A 17,212-nucleotide genomic window follows, 5' to 3' on the forward strand; every position below is an offset into this window, starting at 1 on the left:
GCGTCAGCGCCGTCACGAACGTGACACCAGCGTCGGGGTGCCAGCACGCTGCGACTTCACGTCCGCGCCGAACCGTTCGTCCGCGCATCCCTCAAGGACACGCTGCGGCTCCATCGCGGCCATCGCTCCCCGCCCCGCGTGTCGTGACGATCGCGCGCAACGCCCCTTCCGAGTGAGGCGGGATGGCGGCAATAAAGCATGATTTCCGATATTCGTCAATATAAATCTGTAAATCAGAATTTGAACGAGGCCTGTCACCCGGGTGAGCGCAGCGACACCCGGGACAGCCGTCCCGCATATCGCTTCGCTCATGCGGGCTACGGCTCTCTCCGCGTCATTGCGAGCGAAGCGAAGCAATCCAGGACGGCCCGTAGGACTCTGGATTGCTTCGTCGCTGCGCTGTTCGCAATGACGTTGAAACCGTAGGGTTCCGAGCTTGCGGTGAGACGGTGGGCACGCGCCGCCAGGGGCGGCGCTTTGCCTACCCTACGGCCCTACTCCGCCGCCATCTGGCGTGGCGCCGACGGCGGGTTGGCGAGGTCGGCCGCCAGTTGCGCGTAGCGCGCCTTGGCGTCCTGCACGGCCTTGTCCTTCACCGGGCCGTAGCCGCGGATCTTGTCGGGCAGCGACAGGAATTCGACGGCGATGTCGGCATTGGCGGGCGACAAGAGGCTGAGCACCGTCGCGACGTCCTTTTCGTAGCCGGCGATCAGGTCGCGCTCCATCTTGCGCTCGGCGGAATAGCCGAAGATGTCGAGCGGCGTGCCGCGCAGGCCCTTCAGCCTCGCCAGCAGCCGGAACATCTTCATCATGCCCGGGCCATAGCTCTTCTTCTTCGGCCGGCCCTGGGGATCGAGGCCGGAATTGAAGATCGGCGGCGCCAGGTTGAAGGAGATCTTGTAATCGCCTTCGAAGGCGTCGTAGAGCTGCTTCTCGAAGGTGCCGTCGGAGAACAACCGCGCCACCTCGTACTCGTCTTTGTAGGCGAGCAGCTTGGCGTAGTTGATCGCAACGGCGCGCGGCAGTGCCTCGCCGTAGCCGCCCTTGTCGGCGGCCTCGCGCACCTGGTCGACCAGCTTGCGGTAGCGCTTGGCGAGCCGGGCGTTCTGGTAGGCCGCGAGATAGGTCATGCGATGGGCGATGATCTCGTCCAGCGTCATCGCGTCGAGCGATTTCGGCGGCACCGTCTCGTCCTGTCCGGTCATCATGCCGGCGACACGCTCGGGGTTGACCACCACGAGGCGGCCGAGCCGGAATGCCTCGGTGTTCATCTTGACCGCGACGCCGTTGATCGCGATCGCCTTCTCGATGGCCTCGGCCGAGAGCGGCAGCAGGCCCTTCTGATAGGCATAGCCCATCATCATCATGTTGGTGGCGATGGAGTCGCCGAGCAGTGCCTCTGCCGGCTTGGTGAAGTCGAAGAACGTCGAGTCCTTGCGCAGCGCCGTTTCCAGCAGGCTCGTCACCTTGCGGTTCTGGAAGTTGAAATCGCGGTTGAGGACGAAATCGGCGGTCGGGATCAGATGGCTGTTGATGACGCCATGGGTGCGCTCGGCATCGCACAGCGTGATCGTCTCCTTGGCACCCGCCACCACCTCGTCGGCGGCGATGACGAGATCGGCGGTGCCGGTGACGATGCGCGAACAGGTCACGTCGGCGGTGTTCTCCGACAGGCGGACGTGGCTGAGCACCGCGCCGCCCTTTTGCGCGAGGCCCGACATGTCGAGGATCATCGAGGCCTTGCCCTCGATATGGGCGGCCATGCCGAGCAGCGCGCCGATGGTCAGCACACCGGTGCCGCCGACGCCGCCGACGGCGACATTGTAGGGCCGCTCCAGCGACGGCTTGGTCAGGGGCTCCGGCATCACGCCGATGTCGCCGAGCTCAGCGGGCGCACGACTGCGCGGCTTGCCGCCGTCGATGGTCACAAAGGACGGGCAAAAGCCCTTCACGCAGGAATAGTCCTTGTTGCAGGACGACTGGTTGATGACGCGCTTGCGGCCGAGTTCGGTCTCCAGCGGCTCGACCGAGATGCAGTTCGACTGCACCGAGCAGTCGCCGCAGCCTTCGCAGACGGCCGGGTTGATGAAGACGCGGCGCTGCGGATCCTCCATCGTGCCGCGCTTGCGGCGGCGGCGCTTCTCGGCGGCGCAGGTCTGCACGAACACGATGGCCGAGGCGCCCTTGGTCTGGCGCAGCGTCTTCATGACGTTGTCGAGCTCGTCGCGATGCGCCAGCTTGACGCCGGGCGCGATGCTGTCACTCGGGTACGAGTCTGGATTCTCCGAGACCAGGTAGATCTCGCGGATGCCTTCCGAATGCAGCTGGAAGGTGATCTGCTGCGGCGACAGATCGCCGTCATGGCGCTGGCCGCCGGTCATCGCGACGGCGTCGTTATAGAGAATCTTGTAGGTGATGTTGGCCTTGGAGGCGACCGCCTGGCGGATCGCGAGGCTGCCGGAGTGGAAATAGGTCCCGTCGCCGAGATTGGCGAAGATGTGCTCCTCATTGGTGAACGGCGCGATGCCGACCCACGGCACGCCCTCGCCGCCCATATGCGTGAAGGTCTCGGTGTTGCGGTTCATCCACAGCGACATGAAGTGGCAGCCGATGCCGGCGAGCGCGCGGCTGCCCTCGGGCACTTTCGTCGAGGTGTTGTGCGGACAGCCGGAGCAGAAATACGGCGTGCGCGCCACCGGCGAGACCAGCTGCATCTGCGAGGCGTCGCGGCCATTGAACCAGTCGGCCTTGGCGCGCAGCATCGCCTTGATCTCGGGATTGAGATCGAGGCGCAGCAGACGCTCCGTCAGCGAGGTCGCGAGCGAGGCGACCGAGAGCTCGGTCGCAAAGGGAAGGAAGCGCTTGTCGTGGTCGTCCATCTTGCCGACGATGCGCGGGCGGACGTCGTCGCGCCAGTTGAACAGCTCCTGCTTGACCTGGTTCTCGACGATCTCGCGGCGCTCCTCGATGATGAAGATCTCCTCGAGGCCGACCGCGAACTGCCGCACGCCTTCCGGCTCCAGCGGCCAGGGCATGCCGATCTTGTAGAGGCGAAGACCGATCTTGGCGGCGACCTCCTCGGTAATCCCCAGCTCGCGCAGCGCCTGGCGGATGTCCTCATAGCTCTTGCCCGACGCCATGATGCCGTAGCGGGCGTTCGGCGAGTCCATCGTGATGCGGTTGACCTTGTTGGCACGGGCGAAGGCGATCGCGGCAAAGCCCTTGTAGTCCTGCAGCCGGCGGTCCTGGTCGAAGCGGTCGTCGGGCCAGCGCAGATTGAGGCCGCCCGGCGGCAGCTCGAAATCCGTGGGGATGACGAACGGCGTCATCTCGTCGTTGAGGTTGATCTCGGCGGTGGTCTCCACCGTCTCGGTGATCACCTTCATGCCGACCCAGCAGCCGGAATAGCGCGACATCGCAATCCCAAGCAGCCCCATCTCGATCATCTCGTGGATCGACGAGGGATAGAGGTAGGGCATCAGCGCCGACATGAAGGCGTGGTCGGACTGGTGCGGCACGGTAGAGGACTTGGCGCCGTGGTCGTCGCCGGCGAGACAGAGCACGCCGCCGTTCTTGGCGGAGCCCGCGGCATTGCCGTGGCGGAACACGTCACCACAGCGGTCGACGCCGGGGCCCTTGCCGTACCAGATGCCGACCACGCCGTCATACTTGCCGCCGGGCGACAAATGAAGCTGCTGCGAGCCCCACACGGCGGTCGCTGCCAGGTCCTCGTTCACCCCGGGCTGGAACTTGATGTTGTACTGCTCGAGATGCTTGCGCGCGGAGAACAGCTGCTGGTCGTAGCCGCCGAGCGGCGAGCCGCGATAGCCGGAGATGAAGCCGGCGGTGTTGAGGCCGGCGGCGCGGTCGCGCCGGATCTGGGCCATCGGCAGCCGCACCAGCGCCTGGATGCCGGTCAGGAAGATGTGGCCGGAGCTTGCGGTGTATTTCTGGTCGAGATTGATCTCGCTCTCGTTGATGCCCATTCCGCCCTCTTGCCGTGCTTTATCAGGGGTGCGCGGCTGCCGCCAGACGGCGGAAGCGCGCGTTCTGCCAATCATTTATGTCTGCTTTTGAAGAATGCGCATCACAAATCTCGTCCGCGCAGGGCAGCCAACCGAAATCGCAATTTCATGGCGGCAGCCGGCTGCGGCTTTTGCGGTTTGTGTCGAAAACGGCGGCTGCCGCGAAATGGGATGATGCGCGCCATGGCTTTGGCGGCTCGGCGGACGGTGACTGAACCGTTTTGGCCGGCGCGATTCTGGCCCCAACGAATTGTGCAATGCGATAGGACCGCCGCCGTTCAGCCGCGCTCCTCACCTGAAAAGACGAAGCGCGGCATGTTCCATTTATAGCGGATCGCGAGCAGCCGGAACGACAATCCGAGCGCGAAGGTCAGCGCCGTCCACCATCCGCTGCCGATGCCGAGCGACAGCCCCGTCGCATAGACCAGGCCCGTGACGAGGGAGACGCTGGCGTAGAGCTCGGCGCGAAACAGCAATGGCACGTCATTGCACAGGATGTCGCGCAGCACGCCGCCGGCGCAGCCGGTGATCATCCCGGCGACGATGACGATGCCGATCGGCACGTTCATCTGCCAGGCGATGTCGCAGCCGGTCATCGTGAACACGACGAGGCCGACGGCATCGAGAACGAGGAACGCCATCGTCAGCCGGTGAACCAGGCGCGCCATGGCGATCGTCACGAACGGCGCCAGCACGGTGAGCAGCAGCAGGGACGGCCGCTCGACCCAGGCGAGCGGATAGTGGCCGAGCAGAACGTCGCGCAAGGTGCCGCCGCCGAGCGCGGTGATCGCCCCCAACAAACAGACGCCCATCCAGTCCATGCTGCGGCGTCCCGCCGCGAGCGCGGCCGTCATCGCCTGCGCCGCCAGCGCCACCCAGGTCAACAGATGCAGCACGCTGTCACCGGGCGGCAGGTTCCACATCGAGGGGGCTCCAGCTGGACAGAGAATCGCAAAGTAGGCGAGGAACCTTAGCGCGGCACGCAACGGATCGACTGGGGAATTCGCAAGGTTTCGCGGAACAGAGCCGGGGCTGCGCTGGTTGTCGGGTGACAATCGCAAAGGAGGACATCATGGCCAACGAACGGCTCCCGAACGAACGCTATCCCGACGGCATCAACCGGCCGGACATGACCACGCGCCCCGGCATGGCCGGTGCTGACATGACCGCTGCCGAGTACGAGCGCGCGGCGCGGATGGACAGCCAGCTGCAGCCCGATCCCGAGCTGAGGGAAGGCTCCGCCTCGACCGGCCGTATTGCCGCCTACGCCCTGGGCATCGCGATCCTGCTCGGCGCCGTGTTCTACGGCCTCAACAACATGTCGATGCGTAGCGATCAGGCGAGCACGACGCCCGCCTCGCAGTCGGCGTCGACGAGCAATGGCAGCAGCAACAGCTCGTCCGGCGTGACCACCGGCGCCGCGGGCGACCGCACCACGCCGCCGCCGGCCCCGAAGGCTCCGACCAACACCAACAACGCGAAGTAATTCGTCAACTATCCCACGAACGGCGTACCGCCGTTCTCAACTCGGGCGGCGGATGAGCGATCGTCCGCCGCCTTTTTGCGCCCGCTCATCACCAAGGCTGATATCGGCGCGCGCGTTATGGCGCCAACAAACGAGTTTCAAGGTGGAACGATCTGCGCGCTTGCCGATTGCCTGTGCGGCACTTTGACCCACACTGATTGGAGGAGATTTGTGATGAAGGCTTTCATTCTCGCGGCCGCAGCAGGCACGCTCGTGATGACCGCAGCACAGGCTGCGCCGCTCTCGGTCGATGTGTCGGCCGTCCCCCAGCGCGACGTCCAGACCGTCCGCATGGTCTGCAACGAGGACGGCCATTGCTGGCGCGAGCGCCATGAGCGCCGTGTGATCATTCACGAAGACCGCGACTCCTACGCCTATGCGCCGCGCGAGCGCTACATCGAGCGTCGCACCTATGAACACCGCGACGGCATCGGCATCCGCGCCCCCGGCGTGAGCGTCGGCATCGGAACGGACCGCTACTGAACAGTCGTAGCGAACGGATTGGAAAAGCCGCGGCAAGTCCGCGGCTTTTCTACATGCGTGGCCCAACTCAACCGAAGAGCTTGTTCAGCTCGCCGCCGGGATAGCCGCCTGCCAGCTCGGTGAAGGTGCCCTGCTCGGCCATCTCCCTGGCCGCGCGCATGAAGCCGGCCCAGGCCATCCGAGCCAGCGAACCGCCGACGCTGATGCGGCGCACGCCGAGCTCGGCGGCCTGGCTGAGTGAGAGACCGGACGCCCCGATCAGCAGGTTGACCGGCTTTGGCGCCACCGCTTTGACGACCGCTATGATCTCCTCGACCGACTTGATCCCGGGGGCGTAGAGACAATCCGCGCCAGCCTCGGCATAGGCCGTGAGACGCTCGGTCACCAGCGCGAGGTCGGGCTTGCCCCAGAGAAAAGCCTCGCAGCGGCCGGTCAGCAGGACATCGCCGCCGCTGGCATCGATCGCCTGGCGCGCGGCGCGGATGCGCGCCACCGCCAGTTCGCGTTCGTAGAGCGGATCATCCTTGTCACCCGTGGAGTCCTCGATCGACAGACCCGCGACGCCGGTCGCGACCGCACGCGTGACGTTGGCGGCCACGCCCTCGGGGGCATCGGCGAAGCCGCCCTCGAAATCGGCATTGACGGGAATGTCGACCGCCGCTGACAGCGCCGCTAGATGCGCGAGCATCTCGTCGAGCGTCGTGCCGGTGTCGGCCTTGCCAATCGACCACGCGAAGCCGGCGCTGGTCGAGGCGATCGCCTTGAAGCCGAGATGCTGCAGCATTTTCGCCGTGCCGGCATCGAACGGGTTCGGCAAAATAAAGCAGCCGGCCTCGTGCAATTTGCGAAAGGCCGCGCGCTTGTCCGCCGTGCTGGTCACCGTCATGTCATCCTCCCATGCATCTCTTCGTTGCACCAGGATAGTCCCGCTCTCATGGCGCCGCCACGACATTGCGCAGAAATGTTCGTTCTTCGCCCAGAATGAGTTTGTGCTCCTCCGCGAGTGCGAAGTTCGCCCGTCCCTCGCCATCGCTTCGCAAGGTTGCGCGATAGCGCTCGTAAGCCGCGAGACTGTCGAATGAAATCAGGCCATAGGCGACGTCGTTGGTGCCTTCATGAGGCATGAAATAGCCGATCAGGTCGCCGCCGCAGCGGGGAATGATCGACAGCCAGCGCCTGGCATAGGCCTCGAACAGGTCGCGCTGATGCGGATCGATGCGATAGCGGATGAAGACGGTGATGGTCATGACAACCTCCGGTAAGTTTCGTATCATCGACACTATCCGCTTGCGGGGCGAGAATGCTTCGGCTAGCATCGAACTATGAAATCAGGTCCGGACATTGCGATGGTGGCGGCGCTGGTCGGCGATCCCGCCCGCGCCAACATGCTGACGGCGTTGCTCTCGGGCCGGGCGCTGACCGCGACCGAGCTCGCCCAGGAAGCGGGCGTGACGCCGCAGACGGCGAGCTCGCATCTTGCCAAGCTCGAAGGCGGCGGCCTGGTCGAGCCGGAAAAACAGGGCCGTCACCGCTACTACCGGCTCGCCGATCCGGACGTCGCCGACGTGCTGGAGAAGCTCGCCGGCCTTGCCGCGCGCGCCGGCCACATGCGGGTGCGCACCGGGCCGAAGGAGCCGGAGCTGCGGCGGGCGCGCATCTGCTACGATCATCTTGCCGGCGATCTCGGCGTGCAGATGCTCGATAGCATGACCCGGCAGAAGCTGGTGCGCCGGCGCAAGCAGGAGATCGTGCTGACCGAGGACGGCAAACATTTCCTGGCGCAGCATTTGCGGATCTCGCCGGAAATGCTGGCGCATCCGCGCCGGCCCGTCTGCAAGGCCTGCCTCGACTGGAGCGCGCGGCGGCATCATCTCGCCGGCACGCTCGGCGCAGCGTTGATGAAGCGCTTCACCGAGCTGAAATGGGCGGCGCGCGATGCCACTCCAGGCAGTCGCGTGGTCAATTTCAGCCGCGCCGGCGAAAAGCATTTCGCGGCGCTGTTCGGTCCGGCCGAGGACTGACGATCACGTGCTGTTTATCGCAGCAATGCCTTCGTGCATTGCGGCCAGAGCGAACGCAGGGCACGGCGAGACGGTTGACGACCCCATCTCGCTCCCGGAGTCTCCATGTCCCGTTTCGCTGCCGCGCTCTGCGCTGCCCTGCTCACCGTCGCGCCGATCGCCGCCCGCGCTGCGGAGATGCCGCGCGAGCCCTATGGCATCAACCTCGAAGGCTTCGCCTATCCCTACCCGGTCAGCCTGCTGCCCCTGGTCAACGACAGCGAGCAGCTGCGCATGGCCTACATGGATGTCGCGCCGGCGCAGCCGAACGGCCGCGTTGCGCTGCTGCTCCACGGCCGCAACTTCCCCTCGAGCTACTGGGCGCCCGTGATCAAGACACTGACCGACGCCGGCTTCCGCGTCGTGGTGCCCGACCAGGTCGGCTTCGGCAAATCATCCAAGCCGTCGGGCGAACTGCATTTCGACACGCTGGCGCGCAACACGATGACGCTGCTCGATCACCTCGGCATCGCCAAGGCCGACATCGTCGCGCATTCGATGGGCGGCATGCTGGCCGTCCGCATCGCCCGCGCCTATCCCGACCGGGTCGCGCATCTCGTGCTGACCGCGCCGATCGGGCTCGAGGACTACCGCGCCTACGTGCCGCCGGTCCCGTCGGAAAAGATCAGCGAGAGCGAGGACCGGCTGACGTCGGACGGCTATCGCAAGCAGCTGGAGACCAACTACGCGCTGAAGCTGCCACCGGAGCAGGTCACGCCGTTCATCGATGCCCGCTTCAACCTGAAGCAAAGCGCCGACTATCCGCGCTGGCTGAAGAGCTTCGTCAGCTCCTATCAGATGATCTACCGCGAGCCGGTGGTGCACGAGATCCCGCTGCTGACGCAGCCGACGCTGTTCATCATGGGCGCGGACGATCACAACGCGCCGGGACGGCCGAACGCGCCGGAAGCCTTGAGAGCGAAGATGGGCCAGAACGCCGAGCTGGCAAAGGACCTGGCCAGCCGGATGCGCGATGCCCGCGCCGAGGTGGTCGCCAATGCCGGCCACCTCGTCTTCCTCGACGCGCCGGACAAATACGACGCGCTGCTGCTGGACTTCCTCGGCAGGTAGTTCAAACGGACACGACCGGCAGGGATCGCGCCGATCCCTGCCGTGCCGCAATCACGAGTCCGAAACGGCGCCTGGCCGCAACGCGGCCGGGCCGATCACCAGGAGTGGCGCCGATGCCAATGGCGGCGCCACTGCCGATGATGGTGACGCCAGCCCCAATGGCGGCGCCGCCAACCCCAATGCCGCCGGCGCCAGCCCCAGTGATGGCCGTGGCCGTGATGTCCGTGATGATGACCGTGGTGTCCCCAGCGCACCTGCTCCGGCGCGAGCCGATCGGCCTCGTCCTGCGAGCCGACCGCGCGCTCGACGTGCTGATCCCTGGCTGAAGGCGCGGCTTCGTTCAGCGGCGACGGCGAGAGCGGCGCGGCGACCGCATCGCTGGTGCGAAGCACGGCGCCGGCCGCCGCTGCACAGCCGAGCCCCAATGCCAGCTTGAGGAAATTCCGTCGTTCCATCGCACGCCTCCATGATCCACGAGCCAGAGCATGACGGAGTATTCGGCCGATCACCTGAACGTGAGCTGAACCGGATCGCAGTACGGTGATGGAAGCGCCACGCCTTCGTCGTCGAAGGCAACGCAAGCTCAGCCGTCGACCGTCTGCGCCAGCACGAAGCTCTCGCGCGTCCGGGTCACGTCGGGCCAGTCGCGATTGAAATCGGCGGTCAGGCGTTTCATCTCGCGCCGCCGATCGCACGCTCCACCGCGGCGATGGCATCGAACTGATACATCGCCTGATGCACCCTGGGATCAGCGAGACTCCACACCCGCCACGCCTTGCGCACGCCGAAGCTCCTGATCGCGTCGGGCAGATGAACGTCGCGATACCAGCGGTCGAACGCATCGCGTTTCGCCGGATCCGACACGGTGGCGCGGACGACGAAGATGGCTGACGGCATCGAGTTTCCTCCGGACCACGTTGCTTTTGTTCCGGAGTCTACCCGCAATCCGGCGCTCAGCGAAACCCCGCGGCCAGGCCGACCACCTGCCCGTCGAGCCCGTTGAAGCCGTGATGGCCGCGCGCCTGACAGGGATCCCCCTCTTCCGCGCCGCCCGACAGCCACTTCACGCGCGCCCGGCCGCCGGCCCATCTGATGAACGGGTCGACGCCTGCCGGCAGCGTGAACTTGCAGGCGTCGCTGGTGTGGTGGATGACCAGCGTCCGGGGCAAGGCGGATGGCGAGCCGAGGATCGACATCACGTTCGAGGAGCTCCCCGACTCCGGACTGAGGAAGCCCGAGGTGAGCACCAACGCATCCGGCCGGGCACCGCGCGCGATGCCTTCCGCGGCGCGCAACGTGCCGCGGCTGGTGCCGATCACCGTCACCGGCCGCTTGATCGTGGCCATGTAGTCCACCGCGGCCTTCAGATCGGTACTGGTGTCCGCGACCATCACGGCGAGCCCGCGTGCGGCATAAGCGTTGCGCGTGCGCACCAGCTGGTTGCCGAGCAGGCCGTGAATGTCGCCGCGCTCGCCGACATGGATGGCGCCGTCACCGCCGGGCAGCAGGATCACGCTGGCGCGCACCGAGGCCGGCCTGATCAGCGCGACGCGGGAGCCGCCGATCGTCACGGTCTCATCGGCGAAGGCTGCTCCGGCTGCGACAGCCGACATCGCAACTGCCAGCCAGATACGTATCCAATTCGCCGGTCTGATCATCGGAGCCTCCCCGCGCGGACTCGCGCTGCCGCGGGAGACTATCAGAAATCAACGAGGCCCGGAGTGCCTAGGAGTCCGGGCCTCGTCACCTCGCGACCTCGCGCGAGCGAAGCCGGTCGGTATTTGACAATGTCTAGCGTCCGATCACGCCGATCGCATTGAGCTGGCTCAAGACGTCAGTAGCAGCGCGTGATCGTGACGGTGTGATCGCCGCCGCGGCGTCCCGGCACCGTCACGGTCTGCATCGGGCAGCTCGATACGTAGGGGCGATCGGATGGCACGACGTTCGGTGGAAAGCGGTGGGCCCAGTCCCACGGGACGTCGTAGGTATAGGTGTAACGCACGTCGGCCGAGGTCCGCTCCGGGATCTGCTGCGGCACGGGCTCGTCATAACCGCCATAGGCGAAGGCGCCGGCGGCCGGCAGATAGGCGCGAGCGCCGCGATAATGGTGATGACGCAGGCCGGGCCTGATCCCAGGCGCCGGCCGGACGACCTGGCTCGGTCCAACGGGACCGGCAGCCACCGCGGCGCCAGACCGGGCCGATGCGGCCTCGGTCGAGAAGATCAGCGCAGCGGCCGCCGCGCAGACGACGAAAACGCCTGAATTCCGAAATGCCGATGTTCTGTCAGCCATGATACGCGACCCTACTCTTCCGACCCACCCGACGAGGTTAGGCCAGCGGCCCAGTTCCCGCAAACCCATCGTTAAAGGTTAGTTAAGACATACGCTTAACACCAGGGCCGGAAACGGCGCCCGAGTGCCGCGGCGAGCCGAAGAGAGCTAGAAAGAACCAGCGGTCCGAATCAATTGGAGACGGTCGGGATTATCAGCGCGCCGCCCGGGCATCTCCCCCTCACGAAGCAACCGTGTTTTGTTTTCGCCCGCCACCAAACCATGTGTCAACGAAGCCATTTCACCCACGATTGTCAGCAAGAGCGTGACCTCAATATAGCGCCACACCGCGCGATCGCCAACGCTCACCGCAGCACATTCAGTGATCCGGGACGCTGAGGCCAAACAGTAGTTTGAGTATCTGAACGACAACGGCACGATAATTTCTTATATCGCGCTCCGTGACGTCCACCGTCGCGCGCTCATGGATAAATTTATTCCGCAGTCCGTAGTAGTGATCAGCCTTTGCAATGAGCTCCTGCGGTATAGAAATCTTCGTTTTAATCTCGCTCAGCACCGACGATCTACGCTGAAACAGTTGACCTATCTTGGCGCTACCGTATGTCATCTGGGGAAAGAGATCAGTTCGATGAACAATGAATTCTTTCAACGCAATTTCAAAATTGCTATCGAGCAATATCAACGCAATACGATTCTTAGTCTCTATGTTTAGTTTTGAGATTACATCTATTGCTCCCATAGCCTCAATCAGACCTAAAGTCCAAGGCATGCGATCAATCTGGATACGATTTCGAGATTTTAGCTTTTCAATCGAGGGACGCTTCGCGCGCGGTAGAGGAGGAAGATGACTTCGAAGACTCGAAGATGAGGGTGACTCATCAACCGGCTCCACGTCCCCCGAGTTATAGCTGAAAACCTTAGCTGACCAATCGTCCTTAAGGCGACGCGACAAGCTGGTGTAGTAGGCCATCAATGGAGCCAAAGTTGCCCTTACGCGACCAAACAAAACATGCCCAGTGTTAATACCGTTCTTAGTACTATTCCAAGGCATTAGTCGCGCCGGACCTTGAAGCCTCACGATTCCGCGACAAAGTGAAGCGTCCGGATGAGGAACACCAGCTTCTTGAGGATTGAAATACCCTACCTCTCTAGACCGCAATTCTTTTACTATTAAGCGGTGATTGCAGTAGAAGTATGCTCCGTAGTTGTCTCCCTCAGGCACGCGATCTCCGATCAGACCAACGACTATCTCGACGGAAACCTTGCCCTCCGAGAGAAAATCAACTTCAAATGCCGCAACTTTTGGAGCGTATCCGGGTGGGTAACTCCAGTTATCGAAGTCTTCCGCTCCTACGCCAACCCCATTCACTTCGATGACACATCCATTTCTAATAAACCAACTGTAAGTCTGGCCGAAGTGTACTCTTAGCGCTCCAATATCAGTCGAAATGAACGGTCGTCGCAATCTTGATATCTCTACTCTCGTTGTCCCTCTCTCAATGTCCGGAATCTCGTAGGCGGCAAGCTTCCAATCTTCATTCTCAAGCCACTCCCTTGTAATATTTAACTCTAAGCTTTGTCCCGACCTAAATCGAGTTCTGATATCGACTTGCTCGCCCAGCGCAATGCCGGCCCTCTTACTTCCTACGCCGAATATTCCGATTACCTCCGAAGCAGGATCGTTTTTGCTTCCACCCGGCGCAAGCAGCAGATGCAAGTCTTCAAATTTTACTCCTCCAACATCATCTTGAACCGAAATGATCTGCCGTTCAGTATCTAATTGAATCAAAATTTTGGGGACTTTCGACCTGCTGCTCCTGAGCCAGATGTCGAGCGCATTATCTATTAGCTCGCACAAGCCGGTCTTAAGATCGTAGTCGCTAATAATTGACCAGAACATCCGCTTCTCGGGAGTTCCGTCTATCGGACCCAACTCCCTTTTAATTGGCACACCACTCATGACTGCCTCCAGTCAGACACAAGTCGTGCGTGCATCAAACCATGCGATCACCCTTGAGCGCAAACGCCATTACCTCGATTTCACAGAGCAACTGCACAATCGAAGGATCTCGAAGCCATCGTCGGCAGGATTTTTTCCTTACGGCTTCGCTTACCATTTTACCTCAATACAGCAATGCGCGGTCGTTCAACACACCGCTATGTGCACAGCGGAATCGAGGCTTGCGACTTCCTGTATGTGACGAAGACTAAGGCTCAGCGGTGAATGGAGCAGTAGACCGAGCTAGCGATGTTCAGAAATCCGCACTCCTCTGGTGCTCACGGTGCTGACGTTTTTCCAACCACTACAGCGGCAGATTGTCGTGCTTCTTCGCCGGCATCTCCATCTTCTTGTCCCTGAGCATGGCAAGCGCACGCGCGATGCGGCGGCGGGTGGAGTGCGGCATGATGACGTCGTCGATATAGCCGCGCTCGGCGGCGATGAACGGCGACAGGAAGCGGTCCTCGTATTCCTTGGTGCGCGCGGCGATCTTGTCCGGGTCCGCCATGTCGGCGCGAAAGATGATCTCGACCGCGCCCTTGGCGCCCATGACCGCGATCTGCGCCGTCGGCCAGGCATAGTTCATGTCGGCCCCGATCTCCTTGGAGGCCATGACGTCGAAGGCGCCGCCATAGGCTTTGCGGGTGATCACCGTCACCAGCGGCACCGTGCATTGCGAGTACGCGAACAGAAGCTTGGCGCCGTGCTTGATCAGGCCGCCATATTCCTGCGCGGTGCCCGGCAGGAAGCCCGGAACGTCGACGAAGGTGACGATCGGGATGTTGAAGGCATCACAGAAGCGCACGAAGCGCGCGGCCTTGCGCGACGCGTCGGAGTCGAGCACGCCCGCCAGCACCATCGGCTGGTTGGCGACGAAGCCGACGGTGCGCCCCGCAATGCGGCCGAAGCCGGTGACGATGTTCTTGGCGAAGGCGTCCGCGATCTCGAAGAAATCGCCCTCGTCGACGACCTTCAGGATCAGCTCCTTCATGTCATAGGGCTTGTTCGGATTGTCCGGGATCAGGGTATCGAGCGACATGTCGACGCGCTCGATGTCGTCGAAGCTCGGCCATTCCGGCACGCCGTCGCTGTTGTTGCTCGGCAGGAAGTCGATCAGCCGGCGCATCTGCAGCAGCGTCTCGACGTCGTTGTCGAAGGCGCCGTCGGCAATCGAGGAGCGCGTCGCGTGCACCGAGGCGCCGCCGAGCTCCTCCGCGGTGACGACCTCGTTGGTGACGGTCTTCACGACGTCGGGGCCGGTGACGAACATGTAGCTGGTGTTCTTCACCATGAAGATGAAGTCGGTCATGGCCGGCGAATAGACGTCGCCGCCGGCGCAGGGACCCATGATGACGGAGATCTGCGGGATCACGCCCGAGGCCAGCACATTGCGGCGGAACACGTAGGAATAGCCCGCGAGCGCCGCGACGCCCTCCTGGATGCGGGCGCCGCCGGCGTCATAGAGGCCGATGATCGGCGCGCGCGCCTTCATCGCCATGTCCTGCAGCTTGGTGATCTTCAGCGCGTGGGTCTCGGACAGCGAGCCGCCGAACACGGTGAAATCCTTGGCGAAGACGAAGGTCTTGCGGCCGTTGACGGTGCCCCAGCCGGTGACGACGCCGTCGCCGGGGACCTTGGTCTTCTCCATCCCGAACTCGGTGGAGCGGTGCTCGACGAACATGTCGAACTCCTCGAACGAGCCCTTGTCGAGCAGCAGCTCGATGCGCTCCCGCGCCGTCAGCTTGCCGCGCGCATGCTGCGCCTCGATGCGCTTCTCGCCGCCACCGAGCTTGGCGCCTTTGCGCCGTTCCTCGAGGGTGTCCAGAATGTCCTTCATGCGCTTCCCGCCCGTTCCCGATGTCGTGACTGTTGGCGGCCTTCTATCACGGCTATTTCGGAGCCGGAAAGCCGCTTTCGGCCGTGCCGCCCCTCCTCCCACAGTTCGGAATTGGAAGCAGAATCATGGATATGGCCGCTCGACCGGATCTGGTCACTGAGCCCTTGGGCACATCCGGTGGCGCCGTCCAGGGCGGCCTGCGCCTGCTGCTGCGGCTCGAAGGGCTGGTGCTGGCGGCCGCGGCGATCGCCTTCTACGCCCACCAAAGCGGCTCGTGGTGGCTGTTCGCGGCCCTGTTCCTGGCGCCCGACGTCAGCTTCGCCGCCTATCTCGCCGGCCCGCGGATCGGCGCCGTGGCCTACAATGCCGTCCACAGCACGCTGGCACCCGCCGCCCTGCTCGCGATCGGGCTGGCGGCCGGACAGCCACTGGTGGTCGAGATCGCCACGATCTGGCTGGCCCATGTCGGCGTCGACCGGCTCGCCGGCTACGGCCTGAAATATGCCGACGGCTTCGGCTTCACCCATCTCGGCCGGATCGGCGGAGTTCGTCGACCCTGACACCGCGGTCCGAGATGCCGGAGTCTCAAAGAGGCCCGCCGCCCCTTGTTTCGCGGCGCACCAGGCTCGGTGTTGTCCACCGCTGTCAGCCAGCGCGCCGCGCACGGCTGTTTGACAGCTCCGCGATCGCTCGTTCTACTTGGTTGCAAAGCCGCGCCACAAGCAGCGAGCCAGGAGGACGGTCATGGAGCGACACATTGTTGCTGCCGCATCGACGCTTGCCATGGACGCTCGTGTTGCCGTCTCGCATCGACCGCGCCGCGCCGTTGGAGGGTCCCGTTGCCGACAGGCGGCGGTGGCCGTGACGATGCTGCTGACAGCCTTGGCCGGTGACTTCGGCAGCAGCGCCAGCGCCCAGGGCTTCACCAAGGATATGCCCGCCCGGCTCGAGATGTATCCGATCCCCTCGCTCACCTTGTCCGACCGGCAGTTCCTCTCCGGTGACGACGGCGGCAAGCCGGTCACCGTCGTCGGCGAATTGCGCGTGGCGCAGGGCAGCGGCAGGCTGCCGGTGGTGGTGCTGATGCACGGCTCGGGCGGCGTCGGCGCCAACATCGCAGCCTGGAGCCGCACCTTCAATGCAATGGGGATCTCGACCTTCGCGATCGACGGCTTCACCGGGCGCGGCATCACCGCCACCAGCACCAACCAGGCTCAGCTCGGCCGGCTCAACCTGATCATGGATATCTATCGCTCGCTCGACGTGCTGGCGAAGCATCCGCGCGTCGATCCCGAGCGCATCGTGCTGATGGGCTTTTCGCGCGGCGGTCAGGCGGCGCTGTATGCGAGCCTCGAGCGTTTCCACAGGCGCTGGAACAATTCGGGGCTGCAGTTCGCCGCCTACATCCCGTTCTATCCCGACTGCTCGACGACCTATCTCGGCGACACCGACGTCGTGGCGCGGCCGATCCGGATCTTTCACGGCGGACCGGACGACTACAATCCGGTGCGGACCTGCAAGGCCTATGTCGAGCGGCTGAAGGCCGCGGGCCGCGACGTCGCGCTGACGGAATACGCCGACTCGCCGCACGGCTTCGATCTCGGCCTGCTCGGCGCCAACATGCTCGCCGTCGCGCCGAAGGCGCAGACCGTGCGCAACTGCCGCATCAAGGAGAGCGACGGCGGGATGCTGATCAATGCCGACACGCAGCAGCCCTTCACCTATCAGGACGCCTGCGTCGAGTTCGATCCGCATGTCGGCGGCAATCCGGCCACGGCCGAGGCGGCGCGCCAGGCGGTGACGGATTTCCTGCGCGCACTGTTCAAGCTGTCGTGAGCAAAAATAGAACGATTTGGATCAATTTTTGAGGTGACAGATCGAACGTATCGGGTCTTGCTGCGTTGTCGCTCGCTTTTCGA

16 protein-coding genes and 1 pseudogene are annotated in these 17,212 nt (G+C 64.0%); 7 read left to right on the forward strand and 10 right to left on the reverse strand.

Going from position 1 to position 17,212, the window contains the following annotated elements:
• Positions 1-494 precede the first annotated feature (494 nt).
• Positions 495-3,986, reverse strand: a complete 3,492-nt coding sequence (locus tag ACQR2C_RS04740; protein WP_434880595.1) for an indolepyruvate ferredoxin oxidoreductase family protein — start codon at positions 3,984-3,986, stop codon at positions 495-497.
• Between the two features lie 77 nt (positions 3,987-4,063).
• On the opposite strand from ACQR2C_RS04740, the gene ACQR2C_RS04745 reads away from it, so the two are divergent.
• A complete protein-coding gene (locus ACQR2C_RS04745) occupies positions 4,064-4,240 on the forward strand; it encodes a hypothetical protein (RefSeq protein WP_316177161.1) in 177 nt (58 codons plus the stop codon).
• Positions 4,241-4,303: 63 nt separating this feature from the next.
• Here the strand turns inward: ACQR2C_RS04745 and ACQR2C_RS04750 are convergent, their stop codons facing one another.
• A complete protein-coding gene (locus tag ACQR2C_RS04750) occupies positions 4,304-4,948 on the reverse strand; it encodes a trimeric intracellular cation channel family protein (RefSeq protein WP_315800939.1) in 645 nt (214 codons plus the stop codon).
• A 149-nt stretch (positions 4,949-5,097) separates the two neighbouring features.
• Between ACQR2C_RS04750 and ACQR2C_RS04755 the strand changes: the two genes are divergently transcribed.
• Both ACQR2C_RS04755 and ACQR2C_RS04760 read left to right on the forward strand, forming a co-directional pair.
• The gene (locus ACQR2C_RS04755) at positions 5,098-5,511 is read left to right on the forward strand and encodes a hypothetical protein (RefSeq protein WP_315800940.1); all 414 of its coding nucleotides are present in this window, start codon (positions 5,098-5,100) and stop codon (positions 5,509-5,511) included.
• A 213-nt stretch (positions 5,512-5,724) separates the two neighbouring features.
• Positions 5,725-6,033: a hypothetical protein gene (locus ACQR2C_RS04760; protein ID WP_315800941.1), complete on the forward strand. Its 309-nt coding sequence runs from the start codon at positions 5,725-5,727 to the stop codon at positions 6,031-6,033.
• Positions 6,034-6,100: 67 nt separating this feature from the next.
• Here ACQR2C_RS04760 and ACQR2C_RS04765 read toward each other — a convergent pair whose 3' ends face one another.
• Complete coding sequence (locus ACQR2C_RS04765; RefSeq protein ID WP_315800942.1) at positions 6,101-6,919, reverse strand: isocitrate lyase/PEP mutase family protein; 819 nt, start codon at positions 6,917-6,919, stop codon at positions 6,101-6,103.
• Between the two features lie 46 nt (positions 6,920-6,965).
• Positions 6,966-7,280: an NIPSNAP family protein gene (locus ACQR2C_RS04770; RefSeq protein WP_315800943.1), complete on the reverse strand. Its 315-nt coding sequence runs from the start codon at positions 7,278-7,280 to the stop codon at positions 6,966-6,968.
• 75 nt (positions 7,281-7,355) lie between these two features.
• Here ACQR2C_RS04770 and ACQR2C_RS04775 point away from each other — a divergent pair, with 75 nt between their 5' ends.
• Positions 7,356-8,054, forward strand: coding sequence for an ArsR/SmtB family transcription factor (locus ACQR2C_RS04775; protein WP_315714525.1), 699 nt, complete (start codon positions 7,356-7,358; stop codon positions 8,052-8,054).
• 105 nt (positions 8,055-8,159) lie between these two features.
• A complete protein-coding gene (locus tag ACQR2C_RS04780; RefSeq protein ID WP_315800944.1) occupies positions 8,160-9,164 on the forward strand; it encodes an alpha/beta fold hydrolase in 1,005 nt (334 codons plus the stop codon).
• Between the two features lie 95 nt (positions 9,165-9,259).
• Here the strand turns inward: ACQR2C_RS04780 and ACQR2C_RS04785 are convergent, their stop codons facing one another.
• The 6 genes and pseudogenes from ACQR2C_RS04785 to ACQR2C_RS04810 all read right to left on the reverse strand — a co-directional run bounded on the left by ACQR2C_RS04785 (position 9,260) and on the right by ACQR2C_RS04810 (position 15,293).
• Positions 9,260-9,619 (reverse strand): twin-arginine translocation signal domain-containing protein, encoded by a 360-nt coding sequence (locus ACQR2C_RS04785; RefSeq protein WP_315800945.1) that lies wholly within the window; start codon positions 9,617-9,619, stop codon positions 9,260-9,262.
• A gap of 128 nt (positions 9,620-9,747) precedes the next feature.
• Positions 9,748-10,061: pseudogene (locus tag ACQR2C_RS04790) on the reverse strand (hypothetical protein).
• Between the two features lie 56 nt (positions 10,062-10,117).
• Entirely contained in the window at positions 10,118-10,822 is a 705-nt protein-coding gene (locus tag ACQR2C_RS04795) for an alpha/beta hydrolase (RefSeq protein WP_434880596.1), read from the reverse strand.
• Between the two features lie 176 nt (positions 10,823-10,998).
• Positions 10,999-11,457 carry a hypothetical protein gene (locus tag ACQR2C_RS04800; RefSeq protein ID WP_316177147.1) on the reverse strand — a complete coding sequence of 153 codons (459 nt, stop codon included), beginning with the start codon at positions 11,455-11,457 and terminating at the stop codon, positions 10,999-11,001.
• A 358-nt stretch (positions 11,458-11,815) separates the two neighbouring features.
• A complete protein-coding gene (locus ACQR2C_RS04805) occupies positions 11,816-13,417 on the reverse strand; it encodes an ATP-binding protein (protein WP_434838339.1) in 1,602 nt (533 codons plus the stop codon).
• Between the two features lie 343 nt (positions 13,418-13,760).
• Positions 13,761-15,293, reverse strand: coding sequence for an acyl-CoA carboxylase subunit beta (locus ACQR2C_RS04810; RefSeq protein ID WP_434874587.1), 1,533 nt, complete (start codon positions 15,291-15,293; stop codon positions 13,761-13,763).
• Positions 15,294-15,418: 125 nt separating this feature from the next.
• Here ACQR2C_RS04810 and ACQR2C_RS04815 point away from each other — a divergent pair, with 125 nt between their 5' ends.
• A complete protein-coding gene (locus tag ACQR2C_RS04815) occupies positions 15,419-15,853 on the forward strand; it encodes a DUF4260 domain-containing protein (RefSeq protein ID WP_434880597.1) in 435 nt (144 codons plus the stop codon).
• Positions 15,854-16,160: 307 nt separating this feature from the next.
• Positions 16,161-17,129 carry a dienelactone hydrolase family protein gene (locus ACQR2C_RS04820; RefSeq protein ID WP_434880598.1) on the forward strand — a complete coding sequence of 323 codons (969 nt, stop codon included), beginning with the start codon at positions 16,161-16,163 and terminating at the stop codon, positions 17,127-17,129.
• The last annotated feature ends 83 nt before the right edge of the window (positions 17,130-17,212 follow it).

Origin of the sequence: Bradyrhizobium sp. HKCCYLRH3061 (assembly GCF_051168015.1) — a bacterium.
In the GTDB taxonomy this organism is placed as follows: domain Bacteria; phylum Pseudomonadota; class Alphaproteobacteria; order Rhizobiales; family Xanthobacteraceae; genus Bradyrhizobium.

Bases quoted from the DNA above. Each gene is read 5' to 3' on its own strand.
- ACQR2C_RS04740 (WP_434880595.1), bottom strand. From the start codon at position 3,986: ATGGGCATCAACGAGAGCGAGATCAATCTCGACCAGAAATACACCGCA.
- ACQR2C_RS04745 (WP_316177161.1), top strand. From the start codon at position 4,064: ATGTCTGCTTTTGAAGAATGCGCATCACAAATCTCGTCCGCGCAGGGC.
- ACQR2C_RS04750 (WP_315800939.1), bottom strand. From the start codon at position 4,948: ATGTGGAACCTGCCGCCCGGTGACAGCGTGCTGCATCTGTTGACCTGG.
- ACQR2C_RS04755 (WP_315800940.1), top strand. From the start codon at position 5,098: ATGGCCAACGAACGGCTCCCGAACGAACGCTATCCCGACGGCATCAAC.
- ACQR2C_RS04760 (WP_315800941.1), top strand. From the start codon at position 5,725: ATGAAGGCTTTCATTCTCGCGGCCGCAGCAGGCACGCTCGTGATGACC.
- ACQR2C_RS04765 (WP_315800942.1), bottom strand. From the start codon at position 6,919: ATGACGGTGACCAGCACGGCGGACAAGCGCGCGGCCTTTCGCAAATTG.
- ACQR2C_RS04770 (WP_315800943.1), bottom strand. From the start codon at position 7,280: ATGACCATCACCGTCTTCATCCGCTATCGCATCGATCCGCATCAGCGC.
- ACQR2C_RS04775 (WP_315714525.1), top strand. From the start codon at position 7,356: ATGAAATCAGGTCCGGACATTGCGATGGTGGCGGCGCTGGTCGGCGAT.
- ACQR2C_RS04780 (WP_315800944.1), top strand. From the start codon at position 8,160: ATGTCCCGTTTCGCTGCCGCGCTCTGCGCTGCCCTGCTCACCGTCGCG.
- ACQR2C_RS04785 (WP_315800945.1), bottom strand. From the start codon at position 9,619: ATGGAACGACGGAATTTCCTCAAGCTGGCATTGGGGCTCGGCTGTGCA.
- ACQR2C_RS04795 (WP_434880596.1), bottom strand. From the start codon at position 10,822: ATGATCAGACCGGCGAATTGGATACGTATCTGGCTGGCAGTTGCGATG.
- ACQR2C_RS04800 (WP_316177147.1), bottom strand. From the start codon at position 11,457: ATGGCTGACAGAACATCGGCATTTCGGAATTCAGGCGTTTTCGTCGTC.
- ACQR2C_RS04805 (WP_434838339.1), bottom strand. From the start codon at position 13,417: ATGAGTGGTGTGCCAATTAAAAGGGAGTTGGGTCCGATAGACGGAACT.
- ACQR2C_RS04810 (WP_434874587.1), bottom strand. From the start codon at position 15,293: ATGAAGGACATTCTGGACACCCTCGAGGAACGGCGCAAAGGCGCCAAG.
- ACQR2C_RS04815 (WP_434880597.1), top strand. From the start codon at position 15,419: ATGGATATGGCCGCTCGACCGGATCTGGTCACTGAGCCCTTGGGCACA.
- ACQR2C_RS04820 (WP_434880598.1), top strand. From the start codon at position 16,161: ATGCTGCTGACAGCCTTGGCCGGTGACTTCGGCAGCAGCGCCAGCGCC.